18 protein-coding genes and 1 pseudogene are annotated in these 16978 nt (G+C 61.1%); 11 read left to right on the top strand and 8 right to left on the bottom strand.

Annotated features, from left to right (window positions below):
• Positions 1-1280 (bottom strand): annotated as a pseudogene (locus tag ACK6BI_RS27290) (type IV secretion protein Rhs); the annotation flags it as partial.
• A gap of 206 nt (positions 1281-1486) precedes the next feature.
• On the opposite strand from ACK6BI_RS27290, the gene ACK6BI_RS27285 reads away from it, so the two are divergent.
• Positions 1487-2077, top strand: coding sequence for an NUDIX domain-containing protein (locus ACK6BI_RS27285; protein ID WP_065258373.1), 591 nt, complete (start codon positions 1487-1489; stop codon positions 2075-2077).
• Here ACK6BI_RS27285 and ACK6BI_RS27280 read toward each other — a convergent pair.
• Positions 2074-2589 carry a methylated-DNA--[protein]-cysteine S-methyltransferase gene (locus ACK6BI_RS27280; RefSeq protein ID WP_409319560.1) on the bottom strand — a complete coding sequence of 172 codons (516 nt, stop codon included), beginning with the start codon at positions 2587-2589 and terminating at the stop codon, positions 2074-2076. The genes ACK6BI_RS27285 and ACK6BI_RS27280 overlap by 4 nt on opposite strands.
• A 135-nt stretch (positions 2590-2724) precedes the next feature.
• Between ACK6BI_RS27280 and ggt the strand changes: the two genes are divergently transcribed.
• The 3 genes from ggt (at position 2725) to ACK6BI_RS27265 (ending at position 6268) form a co-directional block, all read left to right on the top strand.
• Positions 2725-4452 carry a gamma-glutamyltransferase gene (gene ggt, locus ACK6BI_RS27275; RefSeq protein ID WP_409319559.1) on the top strand — a complete coding sequence of 576 codons (1728 nt, stop codon included), beginning with the start codon at positions 2725-2727 and terminating at the stop codon, positions 4450-4452.
• A gap of 66 nt (positions 4453-4518) precedes the next feature.
• A complete protein-coding gene (locus tag ACK6BI_RS27270) occupies positions 4519-5052 on the top strand; it encodes a cysteine hydrolase family protein (protein WP_260520044.1) in 534 nt (177 codons plus the stop codon).
• Positions 5053-5248: 196 nt separating this feature from the next.
• Positions 5249-6268, top strand: a complete 1020-nt coding sequence (locus ACK6BI_RS27265) for a lysozyme inhibitor LprI family protein (RefSeq protein WP_409319558.1) — start codon at positions 5249-5251, stop codon at positions 6266-6268.
• Positions 6269-6277: 9 nt separating this feature from the next.
• On the opposite strand, the gene ACK6BI_RS27260 is transcribed toward ACK6BI_RS27265, so the two are convergent.
• A complete protein-coding gene (locus ACK6BI_RS27260) occupies positions 6278-6919 on the bottom strand; it encodes a TetR/AcrR family transcriptional regulator (RefSeq protein ID WP_409319557.1) in 642 nt (213 codons plus the stop codon).
• A 126-nt stretch (positions 6920-7045) separates the two neighbouring features.
• Here ACK6BI_RS27260 and ACK6BI_RS27255 point away from each other — a divergent pair, with 126 nt between their 5' ends.
• A complete protein-coding gene (locus ACK6BI_RS27255; protein ID WP_409319556.1) occupies positions 7046-7504 on the top strand; it encodes a GNAT family N-acetyltransferase in 459 nt (152 codons plus the stop codon).
• A 5-nt stretch (positions 7505-7509) separates the two neighbouring features.
• Here the strand turns inward: ACK6BI_RS27255 and ACK6BI_RS27250 are convergent, their stop codons facing one another.
• Complete coding sequence (locus tag ACK6BI_RS27250) at positions 7510-7809, bottom strand: hypothetical protein (protein WP_409319555.1); 300 nt, start codon at positions 7807-7809, stop codon at positions 7510-7512.
• 174 nt (positions 7810-7983) lie between these two features.
• Between ACK6BI_RS27250 and ACK6BI_RS27245 the strand changes: the two genes are divergently transcribed.
• The gene (locus tag ACK6BI_RS27245; protein ID WP_409319554.1) at positions 7984-9429 is read left to right on the top strand and encodes a SulP family inorganic anion transporter; all 1446 of its coding nucleotides are present in this window, start codon (positions 7984-7986) and stop codon (positions 9427-9429) included.
• Between the two features lie 19 nt (positions 9430-9448).
• Here the strand turns inward: ACK6BI_RS27245 and ACK6BI_RS27240 are convergent, their stop codons facing one another.
• Positions 9449-9967 carry a carboxymuconolactone decarboxylase family protein gene (locus ACK6BI_RS27240; protein ID WP_409319553.1) on the bottom strand — a complete coding sequence of 173 codons (519 nt, stop codon included), beginning with the start codon at positions 9965-9967 and terminating at the stop codon, positions 9449-9451.
• A 134-nt stretch (positions 9968-10101) separates the two neighbouring features.
• Here ACK6BI_RS27240 and ACK6BI_RS27235 point away from each other — a divergent pair, with 134 nt between their 5' ends.
• Positions 10102-10923, top strand: a complete 822-nt coding sequence (locus ACK6BI_RS27235; protein ID WP_409319552.1) for a cupin domain-containing protein — start codon at positions 10102-10104, stop codon at positions 10921-10923.
• 3 nt (positions 10924-10926) lie between these two features.
• On the opposite strand, the gene ACK6BI_RS27230 is transcribed toward ACK6BI_RS27235, so the two are convergent.
• On the bottom strand, positions 10927-11820 hold the full coding sequence (locus tag ACK6BI_RS27230) for a DMT family transporter (protein ID WP_409319551.1): 894 nt from the start codon (positions 11818-11820) through the stop codon (positions 10927-10929).
• A gap of 90 nt (positions 11821-11910) precedes the next feature.
• Between ACK6BI_RS27230 and ACK6BI_RS27225 the strand changes: the two genes are divergently transcribed.
• From ACK6BI_RS27225 to ACK6BI_RS27215, 3 genes are all read left to right on the top strand, one after another.
• Positions 11911-13242: a PLP-dependent aminotransferase family protein gene (locus ACK6BI_RS27225; RefSeq protein ID WP_409319550.1), complete on the top strand. Its 1332-nt coding sequence runs from the start codon at positions 11911-11913 to the stop codon at positions 13240-13242.
• Positions 13243-13297: 55 nt separating this feature from the next.
• Entirely contained in the window at positions 13298-13684 is a 387-nt protein-coding gene (locus ACK6BI_RS27220; RefSeq protein ID WP_409319549.1) for a c-type cytochrome, read from the top strand.
• 131 nt (positions 13685-13815) lie between these two features.
• Positions 13816-14151 (top strand): hypothetical protein, encoded by a 336-nt coding sequence (locus ACK6BI_RS27215; RefSeq protein WP_065258385.1) that lies wholly within the window; start codon positions 13816-13818, stop codon positions 14149-14151.
• 73 nt (positions 14152-14224) lie between these two features.
• On the opposite strand, the gene ACK6BI_RS27210 is transcribed toward ACK6BI_RS27215, so the two are convergent.
• A complete protein-coding gene (locus tag ACK6BI_RS27210; protein WP_409319548.1) occupies positions 14225-14782 on the bottom strand; it encodes a phage infection protein in 558 nt (185 codons plus the stop codon).
• Positions 14783-14906: 124 nt separating this feature from the next.
• Positions 14907-15473, bottom strand: coding sequence for a chorismate mutase (locus ACK6BI_RS27205; RefSeq protein ID WP_409319547.1), 567 nt, complete (start codon positions 15471-15473; stop codon positions 14907-14909).
• A gap of 126 nt (positions 15474-15599) precedes the next feature.
• On the opposite strand from ACK6BI_RS27205, the gene ACK6BI_RS27200 reads away from it, so the two are divergent.
• Positions 15600-16955, top strand: a complete 1356-nt coding sequence (locus tag ACK6BI_RS27200; RefSeq protein ID WP_409319546.1) for an MATE family efflux transporter — start codon at positions 15600-15602, stop codon at positions 16953-16955.
• Positions 16956-16978 lie beyond the last annotated feature (23 nt).

The following is a 16978-nucleotide window of genomic DNA, read 5'->3' as shown; positions in this document are numbered from 1 at the left end:
GCCGACGCATCGTCGCGAGGCTCATGTCGCTCCATTCGCGTCGAACCTTGGGACTTGTGACGCGCAATGGCCGCTGGATTGGGTACCGTCAGCACCTGCGCATCCGCCGTGCGAATCTCCAGCGGAACAGCCGGAGTCGGTCGCAACGGTGCCTGTCGCGCATTGACCATCAGCGGTTTCAATGCGCTTGCATGCCGGGTCAGGTCGGGCGCCGAAGTCAGTTCCGCCAACCGCAACGCCGACGCCGCCAGCCATTCCCGGGCACGCGGCGACTTGACCTTGCCGAGTACCTTGGCGCTCAGGCGCAGCGGCACACCCATGCCGCCCGATACGCACATCAACAGGAAACTGACCAGCAACTCCGCCCGGACTTCAGCCACCACCTCGGCCGCGTACTGCGGCGGCAGCATCTTCAGCCAACTGGTGAACGCCGCCAGATGGATGAACAGCAACGGCTCGTCGCTGAGCATCAGCAGGCCATTGGCGATGGCCTCGGAGGAGGCCTGAAGCAAGGCCTCCAGCTCGGCGGCGGACAGGTATTGCAGAAGTTTTTCGCTGTTGGCTTGCCAGTCGGCGAGCAGGGCGAACAACTGTTTCACGTCGTCCCAGACGGCATTGAGCGCCGTTTCGAACCCCCGCCAGTCAGCCTGCTGCAACTGACCGTAACGCTTCAGGAAACCAGCGCGGGAAAACTCGGTCCATTGCGGCTCAAAGCCGTTCCATTCTTCGCGCAGCCAGCCTTCGAGACCGTCAATGAGCCCCTGATAGGAGGCGTACAGCGTCCGGACATGTGAAGCGGAAACATCGGGAAAGAAGGTGATGCGATAACGCTGGCCCCGGTCGCAGTTGTCGACCTCGAGAATGCCGCTGGGGCCGATGGTGTGATGCTGCGGTTCGCCGAATTCCAGCACTCCGTCGACGTCGGCAATGACCGGTTCCAGGGTGACGGGGGTATCGCCGATCGGCACGAACCGCGCGGCTTCGAACATGTGCACCAGCGTCAGGGGCCCGGTAGCGGGGCAGATGACGACGGAACGGCTGACGGGTTTTCGAATGCCAACCGGCGCACTGAGCTGGACATCGTTGCCGACCTTGAACACCTGCTCGACATCCAGTGCGGTTCCGGTCCAGAACTGCTCGGCCCAGCGGTCATAGTCGTTGAGGCAGAGGCGGAAATCCCGAAACAGGGTTTCGACATCGGGCTGGTCGGGATTCAGCGCAGCGACCACCAGCAATCCGATGCTGTTGTTCAGGGTCAGGAGCCGGTCGGATGGAAGCATTGGCAATCACTCGCGCGTCAATGAAGAGGCGAGCAACTGTGCGGGGGATCAAACGGGAAAGAAGTCAGGCGAGTAGGTGATGTCTGTAGGGCTTTTCGTCAAATGCGTTTGGCAATGTTCAGGTATCAGCCAGGTGCTGTTCGTCGAGCAAACCTTTCGCCTACCATGTCACCACCGATATCGATGACAAAAAAGGATCGTGCGTCATGTCCAACACAGCCGAGCGGGTCAACATCGTCGACACTCAGGTGTTGTCCCACGACTGGTACCTGCTGAAGAAAATCACCTTTGATTACCTGCGCAACAACGGTGAATGGCAACGTCAGACCCGTGAAGTGTATGACCGCGGCAACGGTGCGGCGATTCTGTTGTTCAACCGTGAGAAGCGCACGGTGGTGCTGACTCGCCAATTCCGGTTGCCGGTATTCGTCAACGGTCATGACGGTCTGCTGATCGAGGTCGCGGCCGGGCTGCTGGAAGGTGCAGCACCGGAGCAGCGCATCCGCGACGAGGCCGAGGAAGAAACCGGTTATCGCGTGCACGACGTGAAGAAGGTGTTCGAGGCTTACATGAGCCCGGGTTCGGTGACCGAGAAGCTGCATTTTTTCGTTGCCGAATACGACGCGGCATCCAAGGTCAGCGCCGGAGGTGGCCTGGAAGAGGAAACCGAAGAGCTGGACGTGCTGGAATGGCGTTTTGACGAAGCGTTGGCGGCATTCCATCGTGGCGAGATCTGCGATGCCAAGACCATCATGCTGCTGCAGTATGCCGCCATGAACAATTTCTTCGACGCTTAAAAAAGCTCACCGGTTTTGCCGATGTCTGACCGCTGGCCTCCTTCCAGAGTCAGCAGGCGCTCCTTGGCCTCCAGGCCTCCGGCAAATCCGGTCAGTTTTCCCGAGGCTCCGATCACCCGGTGGCAGGGCGCGATGATCGAAATAGGGTTTTTCCCGTTCGCCGCGCCGACGGCACGCACTGCGCTTGGGTGGCCGATCTGTTCGGCAATCTGGCTGTAGGTGCGGGTCTGGCCGAACGGAATGGTGAGTAACGCGGCCCAGACCTTTTTCTGAAACTCGGTGCCGGTAAAGTCCAGCTCCAGATCGAACTCACTTCGCGTTCCTGCAAAATACTCTTCCAGCTGTCGCGCGGTTTTCATCAACACCGGATGGTCAGGAGCCTCGTTCATCGGTCCGAGGCGCACCCGGTTCGGTTTGTCGTTTTCCCAGAGGATGGCGGCCAGTCGTGAACCGTTCGCGACCAGCTTCAACTCGCCGACGGGCGAGGGCACGGTAATGAACGTGTAAGCCATGGGAAAAACTCCGGGTCAGGTCGGCAACAGGGCCCAGCATACTGCCGGATCGGGGAGGCGCAAACCGCAATCGCGACCATACTGGCTGATGCTCTTGAAGCGCTTTCCCTACTTATAAAAAGAAGAGACCGACTCATGAAGTACGAACCTTTTGCCAAATCGCTGATTGCGACCTCATTGACGCTCAGTTGCCTCATGGCCCATGCGGCTTCGGTTGCTCCGGTCGCCGCCGAAAACGGCATGGTGGTCACCGCCCAGCATCTGGCCACCCACGTGGGTGTGGACGTCTTGAAAAGTGGCGGCAACGCGGTGGATGCGGCGGTCGCCGTGGGTTATGCGCTGGCGGTGGTTTATCCGGCGGCGGGCAACCTCGGTGGTGGTGGTTTCATGACCATTCAACTGGCGGACGGACGCAAGACCTTCCTCGACTTCCGGGAAAAAGCTCCGCTGGCCGCGACGGCCAACATGTACCTCGACAAGGATGGCAACGTCATTCCTGATCTGAGCACCCGTGGTCACCTCGCCGTTGGTGTTCCGGGCACCGTGTCGGGCATGGAGCTGGCGCTGAGCAAGTACGGCACCAAACCGCGCAAGGACATGATCGCCCCGGCGATCAAACTGGCGGAAGAAGGTTTCGAACTGGAGCAGGGCGACGTCGATCTGCTGGACTACGCCACCGACGTGTTCAAGAAGGACATGAAAGATTCCGGCTCGATCTTCCTCCACAACGGCGAGCCGATGCAGGTCGGGCAGAAGCTGGTGCAGAAAGACCTGGGCAAGACTTTGCGCACCATTTCCGAAAAAGGCGCCGACGGCTTCTATAAAGGCTGGGTAGCCGATGCCATCGTCACGTCCAGCCAGGCCAACAAGGGCATCATCACCCAGGCCGATCTCGACAAATACAAGACTCGCGAACTGGCCCCGGTGGAGTGCGACTATCGCGGCTACCACGTGGTGTCGGCGCCGCCGCCCAGTTCCGGCGGGGTGGTGATCTGCCAGATCATGAACATCCTCGAAGGCTACCCGATGAAGGATCTGGGCTTCCATTCGGCTCAGGGCATGCACTACCAGATCGAAGCGATGCGCCATGCCTACGTGGATCGCAACAGCTATCTGGGCGACCCGGATTTCGTGAAGAATCCGATCGAGCACCTGCTGGACAAGAACTACGCGACGAAACTGCGCAACGCGATCCAGCCACAGAAGGCGGGTGTCTCGGCTGAGTTGAAACCTGGCGTTGCGCCTCACGAAGGCAGCAACACCACGCACTACTCGATCGTCGACAAGTGGGGCAACGCGGTGTCCGTCACTTACACCCTCAACGACTGGTTCGGCGCGGGCGTGATGGCGAGCAAGACCGGAGTGATCCTCAACGATGAAATGGACGACTTCACCTCCAAGGTCGGCGTGCCGAACATGTACGGCCTGGTGCAGGGTGAAGCCAACGCCATCGCCCCCGGCAAGGCGCCGCTGTCGTCGATGAGCCCGACCATCGTCACCAAGGACGGCAAGGTAGTGATGGTGGTCGGCACGCCGGGCGGCAGTCGCATCATCACCGCGACCCTGCTGACCATGCTCAATGTCATCGATTACGGCATGGGCCTGCAGGAAGCGGTCGATGCGCCGCGCTTCCACCAGCAGTGGATGCCGGAGCAGACCAATCTTGAGGACTACGCCGCCAGCCCCGACACGAAGAAAATTCTTGAGAGCTGGGGCCACAAGTTTACGGGGCCGCAGGATCCCAACCACATCGCCGCGATTCTGGTCGGCGCGCCGTCGCTGGGTGGCAAACCGGTCGGCAAGAATCGCTTCTACGGCGCCAATGATCCACGGCGCAACACCGGGTTGTCTTTGGGTTACTGAGAAAGGTAAAAAGGGGGCGGGCACACGTCCGCCCCTGTCTCAAGGACCGATCAAGGAAGGCTCACCATGACCACCGCATTACTGATCATCGATGTCCAGCGCGCCCTGTGCACGGGCGAGTACGAATGCCACGACATCTCCCGCGTGATCGACACCATCAACGGACTCAGCGCCCGGGCGCGCAAAGCTGGCGTGACGGTCGTGCTGATCCAGCATAACGAAAAGGACAGCCCGCTTGCCCGCGGTGCCGAGGGCTGGCAACTGGCCGATGGCCTGAACACCGCGCCGAGTGACCTGCGCGTCGACAAGACCGCCAACGACTCGTTCTACCAGACCAACCTGCAGAAACTGATCCCCCGGGAAGATTTCGATCGCCTGGTGATCTGCGGCCTGCAAACCGATTACTGCGTCAACGCCACCGTGCGCCAGGCCCACCAGTTGGGCTACGACGTGGAACTGGCGGCCGACGCTCATTCCACCGTCGATAACGGCAACATGAGCGCCGAAGACATCATCGCCGAACACAACAAGGACTGGGCGCACCTGACCGGTTCGGTGGCGCGGATCGATGTGAAGCCAGCGGCCGAGATAGCATTCTGATCACCGTCCCTGTGGGAGCGAGCCTGCTCGCGAATGCGGTGTGCCAGCTGAAAATACGCTGGCTGATACGCCCTTTTCGCGAGCAGGCTCGCTCCCACAGGGGATTACAGTTGTCTGTTCACAACCAGTGAAAAATCCGGAGCATCGACAGCCCGGGCCCGGCATACTGCCGCCGCCTCAAGAATGGAATCTGTCGATGCTCGCTTTCAATCTCCGTCACGCCTTGCTGCTGACGCCCCTCGTTTTTGCTGCCAACTCCCACGCTGCCAGTTTCGACTGCGCCGGCGCTTCCATTCCGGTTGAAAAAACCATTTGTGCGGATCCGTATACCTCGAGTCTTGATGAGAAACTCGGGAAGCTCTGGACGACAACGCTGACGAAGGTTGCGGATCCGAAAGCGCTCAAGGCCGATCAAAGAGCATGGTTGAAGAACCGCAGCCTTTGTGGCGCTGAACCGGCGTGCTTGCGTCGTGAATATCTGATGCGCCTGACTGAGCTGCAATATGCGGCCAGAGCGTTCAACTGGGATTCCACATGGCATTTGATTCCTCACGGAGTGAACTCGGGATCTGAAGTGATCATCAAGCGTCAGGACGCCACACACATCCGCTTTGAGGTTTCGGCACAGGAGGGCGCCAACTCTGGTGATCTGGAAGGCATTGCTGTGTTGAGCGGTGGTGAGGCTCGTTTCGAAGAGGGTAGTTGCACGCTTGTTTTTCGAGCTATCAATGGTGTTCTGGACGTCACGCAGAATGGCGATGACGTTGATTGCGGCGGTGGTATGGGTGTCTTTTACTCAGGTCGTTATGTGGCGTCTGATAAACCACTTTCGATGAATTACAACTTGCTCAGCGTTGGACTTGCTCGTACGCAGCAAGAGGATCAGGCGTTGCATAAATTGCTCAAGGGTGATTATCAGAAGCTGGTGGACCGTACGAGTACCATGACCGTCGGCGACCCGGCGGTTGATGTGCCTGATGCCGAGGTCATCGAGATGTGGGTGCGCGGACTGGGCAATATGAACGCGGCCATTCTGATGCGTGCGGCCAGTAACCGTTTCTGGGTGCTGATGCTGGTGCCTGAGAAAGGGGGAGACACTCGAGCCCGTTATTACACCAACGTACCGGAATGGAAAAAGCGCCTGCCTGCTCAGTTCCAGGCATGGTACGAGCGGATGGAAGGTGACCGCGCACTACCTCTGGACATCATGCCCTGACTCAGCCGCTCAAGTCGCAAGCATCAACCTGCGAACGTCACTCACCGGCTCGGATACCACACCGCCCAGCACCAGCCGCGTAATGGTATCCGCCGCCCTTTCATAATCCTCATTCTGCGGCACCTCACGCCCGGTGATGCGCCCCATCTGCCAGCCGATATTGGTATAGGTGCGCGTCGCCGACCAGATAAACAGCATCAAATGCTCGGGATCCACCGGGGCCAGCAAACCGCGTTCGATCCAGCTGCGCAGGCATTCGACATTGCGCCGGGCTTCGGCGTGCAGCAGGTCGCGGCATTCGTCCGGTAACTGGCGACCGCCCAGCAATAATTCGCCACTGAACACCTTGGCAATCGCCGGATGTTCGCGGGCAATGCGGATGCGGGCGGCGACGTAGGCGCGCAGGCCGATCAGCGGGTCGTCACTTTCGCGCAGCACCGCCGAGGCTTCCAGCAGCGGTTCGACGAAGCCGAGCAGCACTTTGCCGTAGAGGTTTTCCTTGCTCTGGAAGTAGTAATAGAGATTGGCCTTGGGCACACCGGCGCGGGCGGCGATGTCGCGGGTCTGGGTTGCGTCGAAGCCGTTGGCGGCAAACTCTTCGCTGGCGGCCTTGAGAATTTGGTGCTGGTTGCGTTCGCGGATGCTGCTCATGGAAGGCGTTGAAAGTCTGGCGATTTCGGGTTCGCAATATACAAAACTATATAGCGATTAAGCCAGCACACTCAATGGACAGCGCTATGCTGGTGCAATCATTAGATGGGGGCAGGGGGAGGAAACATGAGTCTTCAGGCGATACGCGCCAGTGCGCAACATCTGGATGCAGTGGCGAGGCTGTTCGATGGCTATCGCGGCTTCTATGGTCAGCCGTCGAATCTGGCCCAATCGCGAGCGTTCATTGCCGAGCGCATGGCGGGCAACGAATCGACGATTTTTCTGGTCAAGGACGAAAGCGGCGAAGCACTGGGATTCGTGCAGCTGTACCCGACGTTTTCATCGATAGACGCTCACCGCACCTGGTTGCTCAGCGACCTGTTCACCACGCCCGCCGCCCGAGGCCGTGGCGTCGGACGATTGCTGATGAACACCGCGCGCGACTTCGCCGTAGAAACCGGCGCCAAGGGGCTGGTGCTGGAAACCGCGACCGACAATTTCACGGCCCAGGGTTTGTACGAATCCCTTGGCTGGGTGCGGGACACAGGCTATTACACCTACAACTTGGACCTGCGACAGGGCTGATCCGGTCAGTCGGCCCGGGTCAGTAATCGTTCGATTTGCGCCAGTTCCCAGGTGCTGAGCAGGCTGACCGGGTCGGTGCCGAAACGTTGAGTCGTGTTGAATGTCCACACACGAGCTTCCGGGCTGCGGCACTGCAGGCAGTGGTGCAGGCGTTGTCCGTCGAAATCGAGCAGCAGATGCCAGCCGTCGATTTCGACGGATAACTGACCAGCGCCGGCTACGTCCGCTGTGCGTCGCAACGGGCTGACCTCCAACGCGGCATCACGCAAGCGCTGGCAGACTTCGCGGGCGGAAAGAGAGGACATGCGCAAACCCGAAGATTTATCGAAGCGCGCAAGCATAGAGCGTCAGATCGTCCCTGTCAGCGATCGCTGGCCCGTGCCCGGGCATTTGCGTAACATCCGCACCCTCTTTTTCCGCGGCGCTTTTTTGCGTAAATGCATGCGGTCGCGATTGTCGGCCGCTCTGTCAGGTAAACCATGAAACCGAATCGTCTGCGCGCCGATGTCCTGGCCGGACTCACCACCTCGTTTGCCCTGTTGCCCGAGTGCATTGCGTTTGCGCTGGTGGCTCACCTCAATCCGCTGACGGGCCTGTACGGCGCCTTTATCATTTGCACGCTGACCGCGCTGTTCGGCGGTCGCCCGGGCATGATTTCCGGGGCGGCCGGTTCGATGGCGGTGGTGATCGTCGCGCTGGTGGTGCAGCACGGCGTGCAGTACCTGCTGGCGACGGTGTTGCTCGGCGGCTTGATCATGATGGCGTTCGGGCTGTTGCGCCTGGGCAAACTGGTGCGCATGGTGCCGCATCCGGTGATGCTCGGGTTCGTCAATGGCCTGGCGATCATCATTGCGCTGGCGCAACTGGAGCATTTCAAGAGCGGCGAACAGTGGCTCAGCGGCACACCGTTGTACCTGATGGCCGGGTTGGTTCTGCTGACGATGGCCATCGTTTATATCCTGCCACGCCTGACCCGCGCCGTGCCGCCGGCACTGGTGGCGATCCTTGGCGTTGGCGCGCTGGTCTATCTGCTCGGCCTGCCGACCCGCACCCTTGGCGACATGGCGCACATTGCCGGCGGTCTGCCGACGTTCGCTTTGCCGGACATCCCGTACAACCTCGAAACCCTGCGCATCATCGCGCCTTACGCGATTCTGATGGCGCTGGTCGGGCTGCTGGAAACCTTGCTGACCCTCAACCTCACCGACGAAATCACCGAAACCCGTGGCTACCCGGATCGCGAATGCGTGGCGCTGGGGGCGGCAAACATGGTGTCCGGCGCATTCGGCGGCATGGGCGGTTGCGCGATGATCGGCCAGACCGTGATCAACCTCAGCTCCGGCGGGCGCGGACGGTTGTCCGGGGCGGTGGCAGGCGTGCTGATCCTGCTGTTCATTCTGTTTCTTTCGCCGATGATCGAGCGCATTCCATTGGCGGCGCTGGTGGGTGTGATGTTTGTGGTGTCGCAGCAGACCTTCGCCTGGGCCTCATTGCGGGTGCTGAACAAAGTGCCGCTCAACGACGTGCTGGTGATCATCGCGGTGACCACCATCACGGTATTCACCGATCTGGCCACGGCGGTGCTGTGCGGGATCATCATCGCCGCACTGAATTTCGCCTGGCAGCAAGCGCGTGAGTTGTACGCCGATGAACATCTGGAGGCCGACGGCAGCAAGCTCTATCGCTTGCACGGCACGCTGTTCTTCGCCTCGACCACGCCGTTCCTCAATCAATTCGACCCGGCCAACGATCCGCAGCGGGTGACGCTGGACTGCCGGCACCTGAGCTTTGTCGACTACTCGGCCATCGCCGCGCTGAAAACCCTGCGCGAACGCTACGCCAGGGCCGGCAAGCAGTTGCAGGTGTTTCACCTGTCCGAGCGCTGCAAGAAACTGCTCAAACGCGCCGGGGTCGATCACGACTGAGATCGACCCCGGTCACTGATCAGGCATCGATTGCCGGGAAATCGATATCGGTCAGCGCGGTGTTGTTGAGGTAGTTGGTCAGGGTCTGCACGGCGACGATGGCGATTACCTCGATGATCTTCTTGTCATCGATACCGGCGGCGCGGGCGGCGGCGAGCTGTTCATCGCTCAGGTGACCACGGGTTTCGGTCAGTTGCCGGGCTAGGGTGGCAAAAGCATTCAGCCGACCGTGACGTGCCTCGATGATTTCTTCTGCTGCCAGCCCGGCCTTGCTGGCAAACAAGGTGTGCGCCGCGAGGCAGTAATCACAGCCGTTGACCTGCGACGTGGCGAGGTACACCGCTTCCTTTTCCTTGGCGTTCAGGGATGTTTTGCCCAGCGTGGCGGAGGCTTGCACGTAGGCATCCAGTGCAGCGGGTGCAACCGCCAGGGTCTTGAACAGGTTGGGCAGGAAACCGATTTTTTTCTGCACGCCTTCAAGCGTCGGGCGGGTGGCTTCGGTCGCGTTTTCAAGGGTGATCGGGGCAATGCGGCTCATGGTGATTCTCCGAAAGTCCGGTGCGAAGTGCGCCGGGGATGGAGGTCATGTTATTGAGCGTGGCTGGTGCTTTGGGTGCAAATCGTCGAGGATATGCGACAGATCGTCCAGATCTGTCTCCGGAGAAGTCACCCATGGATCGCCTGTCCACGTTACTCAGCCATTTCGGCGTGAATGCCGGAACATTTCACAGTGGCAGTTTTTGCGGCATCAGCGCTTACGGTGGCGATCAGCTGTGTGGGCATGTGCATCTATTGCAGGCCGGGCAGGTGCTGCTCAAACCGGGCAACGACCCCGAACTGACTCTGAATGAACCCACACTGGTCTTTTTCCCCCGGCCATTTGCCCATCGATTGTTTGCCGAAGAAGCGATGAACACGCAACTGGTATGCGCCTCGCTGACTTTCGATGGTGGCGCGGGCAATGCACTGGCGGCGGCGCTGCCGGATTATCTGGTGCTGAAACTCGCCGACCTTCCCGAGATGGCCAGCACGCTGGAGTGGTTGTTCAAGGAAGCGTTCGACGGCCATTGCGGGCGCGAAGCGGTGATGGACCGGTTGTTCGAGTTGCTGGTGATTCTGCTGCTGCGGCATCTGATCAGCAGTCGCAACCAGCAGCCGGGCATGATGGCGGGGCTGGCCGATCCGAAGATCTCCCGTGCGTTGAGCCTGATGCATGACCAGCCGGCCAAGGCCTGGACCGTCGCCGAACTGGCCGCGAGCGCACATTTGTCCCGCGCCGGTTTCGCCGAGCATTTCCGGCAAGTGGTGGGGCAGACACCGGTGGATTATCTGGTGAGCTGGCGGATCAGCCTCGCGCAGAAACGCCTGCGCGAGGGACGGCCGATGGCCCTGATCGCCGAAGAGGTGGGTTATGAAAGCCCTTCGGCGCTGGCCCGGGCGTTTCGGCGCAAGACCGGGCTCAGTCCACGGGAGTGGAAGGGCGGCGCAAACTGAAGGCTATCGGGCGAATTTCTTCGCGCCCGCTACGCACAAAATCACGCCCAGCGTGACCACCAGCATGCCGACGCTGACGTGCTCATGCAGCAAGGTTGCCGCCAACGCCAGACCGAAGAACGGCTGCAACAACTGCAACTGCCCGACTGCGGCAATCCCGCCCTGGGCCAGGCCGCGATACCAGAACACAAAACCGATCAACATGCTGAACAGCGAAACATAGGCCAGACAGGCCCACGCCGTTACGCTGATGCCGCTGAACGACACAGGCGCCAGCCATACGCTCACCACGGCCATCACCGGCAACGACAACACCAGCGCCCAGCAGATCACTTGCCAGCCGCCGAGGGCGCGCGACAGTTTTGCGCCTTCGGCATAGCCGAGGCCGCAGGCGAGAATCGCCGCCAGCATCAACAGATCACCGGTCGGCGAGGCGGTCAGTCCCTGGGAAACCGCAAAACCGACCACCAGCGAACTGCCCAGCACCGAAAAGATCCAGAACACCGGACGTGGCCGTTCACCCCCACGCAGTACGCCGAAGATCGCCGTCGCCAGCGGCAGCAATCCTACAAACACAATGGAATGCGCCGACGTTACGTGTTGCAGCGCGAGGGCGGTCAATAACGGGAAACCGACGACCACGCCCAACGCCACAACCAACAAAGAGAACCACTGCTCCCGCGCCGGACGTCGTTCGCGAAACAGCCACAACAGACACAGCGCCAACACCCCGGCGATCGTGGCGCGGATGACGGTGAGAAATACCGGGTCCAATTCCAGCACCGCCAGCCGCGTGGCCGGCAGCGAGCCGCTGAAAATCACGACGCCGATGAAACCGTTGATCCAGCCGCTGGTTTTTTCCAGGGCCGGGGTGCTCAGGTGTGAAGTTCGTTCCATGGTGCACGCGCTCAAGAGTGGGGTTGCCTGTGGTTCATGCTAGGGTCGAGAATCAGCACAATCAAAGAATTGTCATGGATACAACTCGACATGCCACGTTCCCGTTACAAGACAATCGTCGATACCTATGCCGCCGACATCCGCGCCGGTCGCTTGCTGCCTGGTACGCGTTTGCCGACCCACCGGCAACTGGCGGCCAGCGAAGGGCTGGCGCTGGTCACGGCGTCGCGGGTGTATGCGGAGCTTGAGGCGATGGGGCTGGTCAGCGGCGAAACCGGGCGCGGCACGTTTGTCCGGGAAACTTCGTTGTTGCCGGGGCAGGGGATTGACCAGAAAGACATCGCCGTCGGCATGATCGATCTCAACTTCAACTACCCGTCGTTGCCGGGGCAGGCCGAGCTGCTGCGTACGGCGTTGCGGCAACTGGCGTTGTCGGGTGATCTTGAAGCGCTGTTGCGTTATCAGCCCCACGCCGGCCGCCAGCACGAACGGGCGTCGGTTGCCCGGCACTTGCAGGCCCGAGGCCTGCGTGTCGACGCCGGGCAGGTGTTGATCGTCAACGGCGCCCAGCAGGGTCTGGCGGTCACGTTGATGGCTCAGCTCAACCCCGGCGACGTGATCGCGGCTGACGCATTGACCTACTCGGGTTTCAAGGTGCTGGCCGAAGCGTTGCACCTTGAAGTGGTGGCGATCCCCGTGAGCGACCACGGAGCGGATCTGGCGGTACTCGAAAAACTCTGTCGCACTCGCCCGGTGCGCGCCGTGTATTGCATGCCGACCCTGCACAACCCACTGGGTTGGGTGATGCCGCTGGACCAGCGCGAACACTTGGTGGCGATTGCCCGCAAGCATGACCTGACGATCATCGAAGACGCCGCCTACGCCTTTCTGGTCGATCAGCCGCCGCCACCGCTGGCGGATCTGGCGCCGGAGCGTACGGTGTACGTCTCGGGGCTTTCGAAAAATATCGCTACCGGGTTACGCGTCGGTTTCATCGCAGCGCCCATTGCGAAAGTGCCGGCACTGGAACGCATCATCCGCGCCACCACCTGGAACACGCCGGGTGTGATGACCGCGATAGCCTGCGGCTGGCTCGACGACGGCACCGTCACCTTGCTGGAGGCACAAAAGCGCGATGACGCTCAGGCCCGTCAGGCGCTGGCAGCGGAAATCCTGCAAGGCCTGCCGTATGTCGGCCATCCCTCTTCCTATTTTCTGTGGCTGCCGTTGCCGGAGGATGCCCGATCCGATCAGGTGGTGATCGAGTTGATGAAGGCGCAGATCTCGGTCACCAATGCCGAGCCGTTCACCGTATCGGCTCATGTGCCTCACGCGATCCGGCTGGCGCTGGGCTCGGTGGACAGGCTTGTCCTGCGTCAAGCCTTGCTCAAGGTCCGGCAGGTGATCGCGGCTTACCTGTAGCGCAACGCTCCCCGCAGGATTACCCTTGGCGCCGCCGAAGATCTGGATGCTCCCGATGAAAAACACCGCGTTAATGACCCTCGCCCTGATCCTCAACGCAGGCCTGCTCGGCACTCCCGCCCTCGCGGCGGGCGACGCCGAGGCCGGCAGCAAAATCTTCCCGCGCCTGTGCGGCGGCTGCCACCAGGTCGGCGAGTCCGCCCGCCCCGGATTCGGCCCGCAACTCAACGGCATCATCGGCCGCCCGGCGGGGACCTCGGCGAACTACGTGTACTCCGATGCGATGAAGAACTCCGGCATCACCTGGAATCGGGAAACGCTGACGGCGTACCTGAAGGACCCGAAGGGCGTTGTACCGGGGACGCGGATGATCTTCTGGGGGCTGAGTGACGAGGAGAAAATCGATAATCTGCTGGCGTATCTCCAGTCATTCACGGAGTAAGAGCCAAGCGGTGCCGGCATTCCTGACGCTTCATGAAATATGTCGTGGTTGATACTGATGTGCCACTGCCTCCGGTAAAGTATGCGCCGCCCGAGAGATGGATCCCGGGCGTTTACCCATGGAGTCTTGTAGTGAAATACCTCAGCAAAGTAGTCGCCGCCGCACTGTTCGGTGTGGTTCTGGCAGGTTGCACCGGCACCCCGATGAACACCCGTAACTACGACAGCAATCAGTACACCGTGATTGGCCACAGCGAAGCGACCGCCACCGGCCTGATGCTGTTCGGCGTTATCCCGATTCGCCAGAACAGCCGTTTCGTCCGCGCCCAGGATGCGGCGATCAAGGCCCGCGGCGGCGATGCGATGATCAACACTCAGGTTCAGGAAAACTGGTTCTGGGCATGGGTCCTGAGCGGTTACACCACCAAGGTCTCCGGTGATGTGATCAAGCTGAAAACCGCTCAGTAAGCGACGGTTGGATGTGAAAAAGCCCGGCTGATCAGGCCGGGCTTTTCTTTGTCTTGGGAAAGCGCTGTCAAGCTCATGCGACGCGGCGTTCTTGCAGACGATCAGCGCCACCTTCGGCCACGCGGCGTTCCAGCAGGCGATCCGAACCACCTTCAGCTACGCGGCGTTCCAGCAGGCGATCCGAACCACCTTCAGCTACGCGGCGTTCTTGCAGACGATCAGCGCCACCTTCAGCTACGCGGCGTTCCAGCAGGCGATCCGAGCCACCTTCGGCCACGCGGCGTTCCAGCAGACGATCCGAACCACCTTCAGCTACGCGGCGTTCTTGCAGTCGATCAGCGCCACCTTCGGCAACGCGGCGTTCCAGCAGACGGTCAGCGCCACCTTCGGCCACACGGCGTTCCAGCAGACGATCCGAACCACCTTCAGCTACGCGGCGTTCTTGCAGTCGATCAGCGCCACCTTCGGCAACGCGGCGTTCCAGCAGACGATCCGAGCCACCTTCAGCTACACGCTGTTCGATCAATCGATCCGAACCGCCTTCGGCGATCATGGTGTGGGCGGGTTTGGCTGCAAAAGCGTTGACTGCGAGAACCGAGAAAGCGATACCGAGAAGGATTTGGCGTTTCATGATCGTGTGCTCCGGGGTGTTGTCGGGTTGGTATGGAGCAGATGTTACGCCCGGGATTTTTTATGAGAACTTCATTGGCGTGATGGTGACTATCGACGCCAACGATGGATGCCCGGGCATCGAGTCACGGGGCAGTTGCCCGGATGCACAACTCTCCGGTGGCTCGGATCAGCGCCAGTTCATGCAACGCATCCTTCGCCTGACCGTTGCGCGCCTTGGCCAGCCACGCCGTGCAGGCCGGATCGTGGCGATAGGGCGTGAAGTCGGCGTATTGCTGCAACAGCCTGGTTTGCAGTTCATCCAGACGCGGACGAATCTGTTTGCCCAGATCCGGGCGGGGCGTGTCCGGCGCAGCACCAGCCGTTTGCCATTTCGCGAGCAAACCGTATTGCACCAGTTTGTTGGCTTCCATTTGCGCGGCGATCAATTGCGCCACGTCTTCAGGGTCGAGTTTGCGTTCGGTGGCCAGCGCTCGGGCATTGGCGATGACCTGGGCTTCACGGGGACTGTCCTGGATCGGTTTGCCACTGTCCCATTTGGTCAGGGCGACGAGGTCGGCGATGTTCAGGCGTTCATTCAAGGTCACCAGCAGGCTTTGCAGCGCTTCGGGGGCTGGCGTCGGGGCCGCGTGGGCAGTCGTTGCCAGAGCGGCAAACAGGGCAGAGGTCAGCAGGGTCGAGACACGAGGCATGGGATCGGTTCACTTCCATTTTGGACAGGGGGTGGAGATTACGAAGTTTTAATGCAAAGGGGTACGACCTGAAAGGCTGTGCATACCTTAGACTCTCCCCATTGCTTTCACCGAGACGGACGCTCGATGCAGACCCCCGCCCAAAATCCCCTCTGGAAAACCTACCTGCTGTTCCTCGCGCCCATGGTGCTGTCGAACTTTCTGCAATCCATGTCGGGCACGGTCAACAGCATCTACATCGGCCAGATGCTCGGCACCCAGGCGCTGGCGGCGGTGTCGGGGATGTTTCCGATCATCTTTTTCTTCATCGCGCTGGTCATTGGTCTGGGCGCCGGGGCCGGGGTATTGATCGGCCAGGCATGGGGCGCACGGGAGTCGCACAGGGTGAAGGCGATCGCCGGGGCCACTTTACTGCTGGGCGTGTTGATCGGCCTGGTCGCGGCGGTGTCTGGCAGTGTGTTTGCGCGCCAGGCATTGCAGGGCTTGGGCACGCCGGCGGATGTGCTGGACGACGCGGTTTCCTATGCCCGGGTGATGATGTGGACGTTGCCGTTTGTGCTGGTGTACGTGCTGTTCACACAGTTGTTGCGTGGGGTGAGCGACACGCTGTCGCCGATGCTCGCTTTGCTGCTGTCGACGGTTGTCGGTCTGGCGCTGACCCCGGCGTTCATTCGCGGTTGGCTGGGCCTGCCGCAACTGGGTATTCAGAGCGCGGCGTTCGCCGGGCTGGCCGGTACGCTGGCGGCGATGGCGTGGCTGGCGTGGAGCCTGATCCGCAAGAGCCATCCGCTGGCGCCGGACCGTGAGTTCTTCGCAGCACTGCGGCTCGATGGTGCCATCCTGGGCAAGGTGTTGCGCATCGGCCTGCCGACCGGGGTGCAGATGATCGTGCTGTCGCTGTCGGAGCTGGTGATTCTGGCGCTGGTCAACCAGCATGGTTCACAGGCGACGGCGGCGTATGGTGCGGTGACGCAGATCGTCAACTACGTGCAGTTCCCGGCGCTGTCGATTGCGATCACCGCGTCGATCCTTGGTGCCCAGGCGATCGGCGCCGGGCGGCTGGAGCGGCTGGGGCCGATCCTGCGCACCGGTTTGTGGATCAACGTGTGCCTGACCGGTGGCCTGATCGTGCTCGGTTACCTGCTGTCGCACTGGCTGCTGGGGTTGTTCCTGACCGAGGACTCGACCCGGGCGATGGCCGAGCACTTGCTGCACATCATGCTGTGGAGTCTGTTGATCTTCGGCTTTCAAGCAATCATCGGCGGCATCATGCGTGCCAGCGGCACGGTGCTGGTGCCGGTGGGTGTGGCGATCGTCTGCGTGCTCGGTGTGCAGTTGCCGGCGGCCTACTGGCTGGACGGACTGTTTGGTTTGCAGGGCGTCTGGATGGCGTTTCCGATTGCCTATCTGGGAATGCTGGCGCTGCAGACGCTGTATTACAAACGGGTCTGGCAGCATCAGAAGATCGAGCGGTTGGTGTAGGACTGATCGTCAGAAAACGCAGG

Source organism: Pseudomonas sp. KCJK9016 (assembly GCF_046231795.1).
Lineage (GTDB): Bacteria > Pseudomonadota > Gammaproteobacteria > Pseudomonadales > Pseudomonadaceae > Aquipseudomonas > Aquipseudomonas bananamidigenes.
Note: the sequence above shows the minus strand (reverse complement) of the source record. Positions and strands in the feature narration are given on the sequence as shown.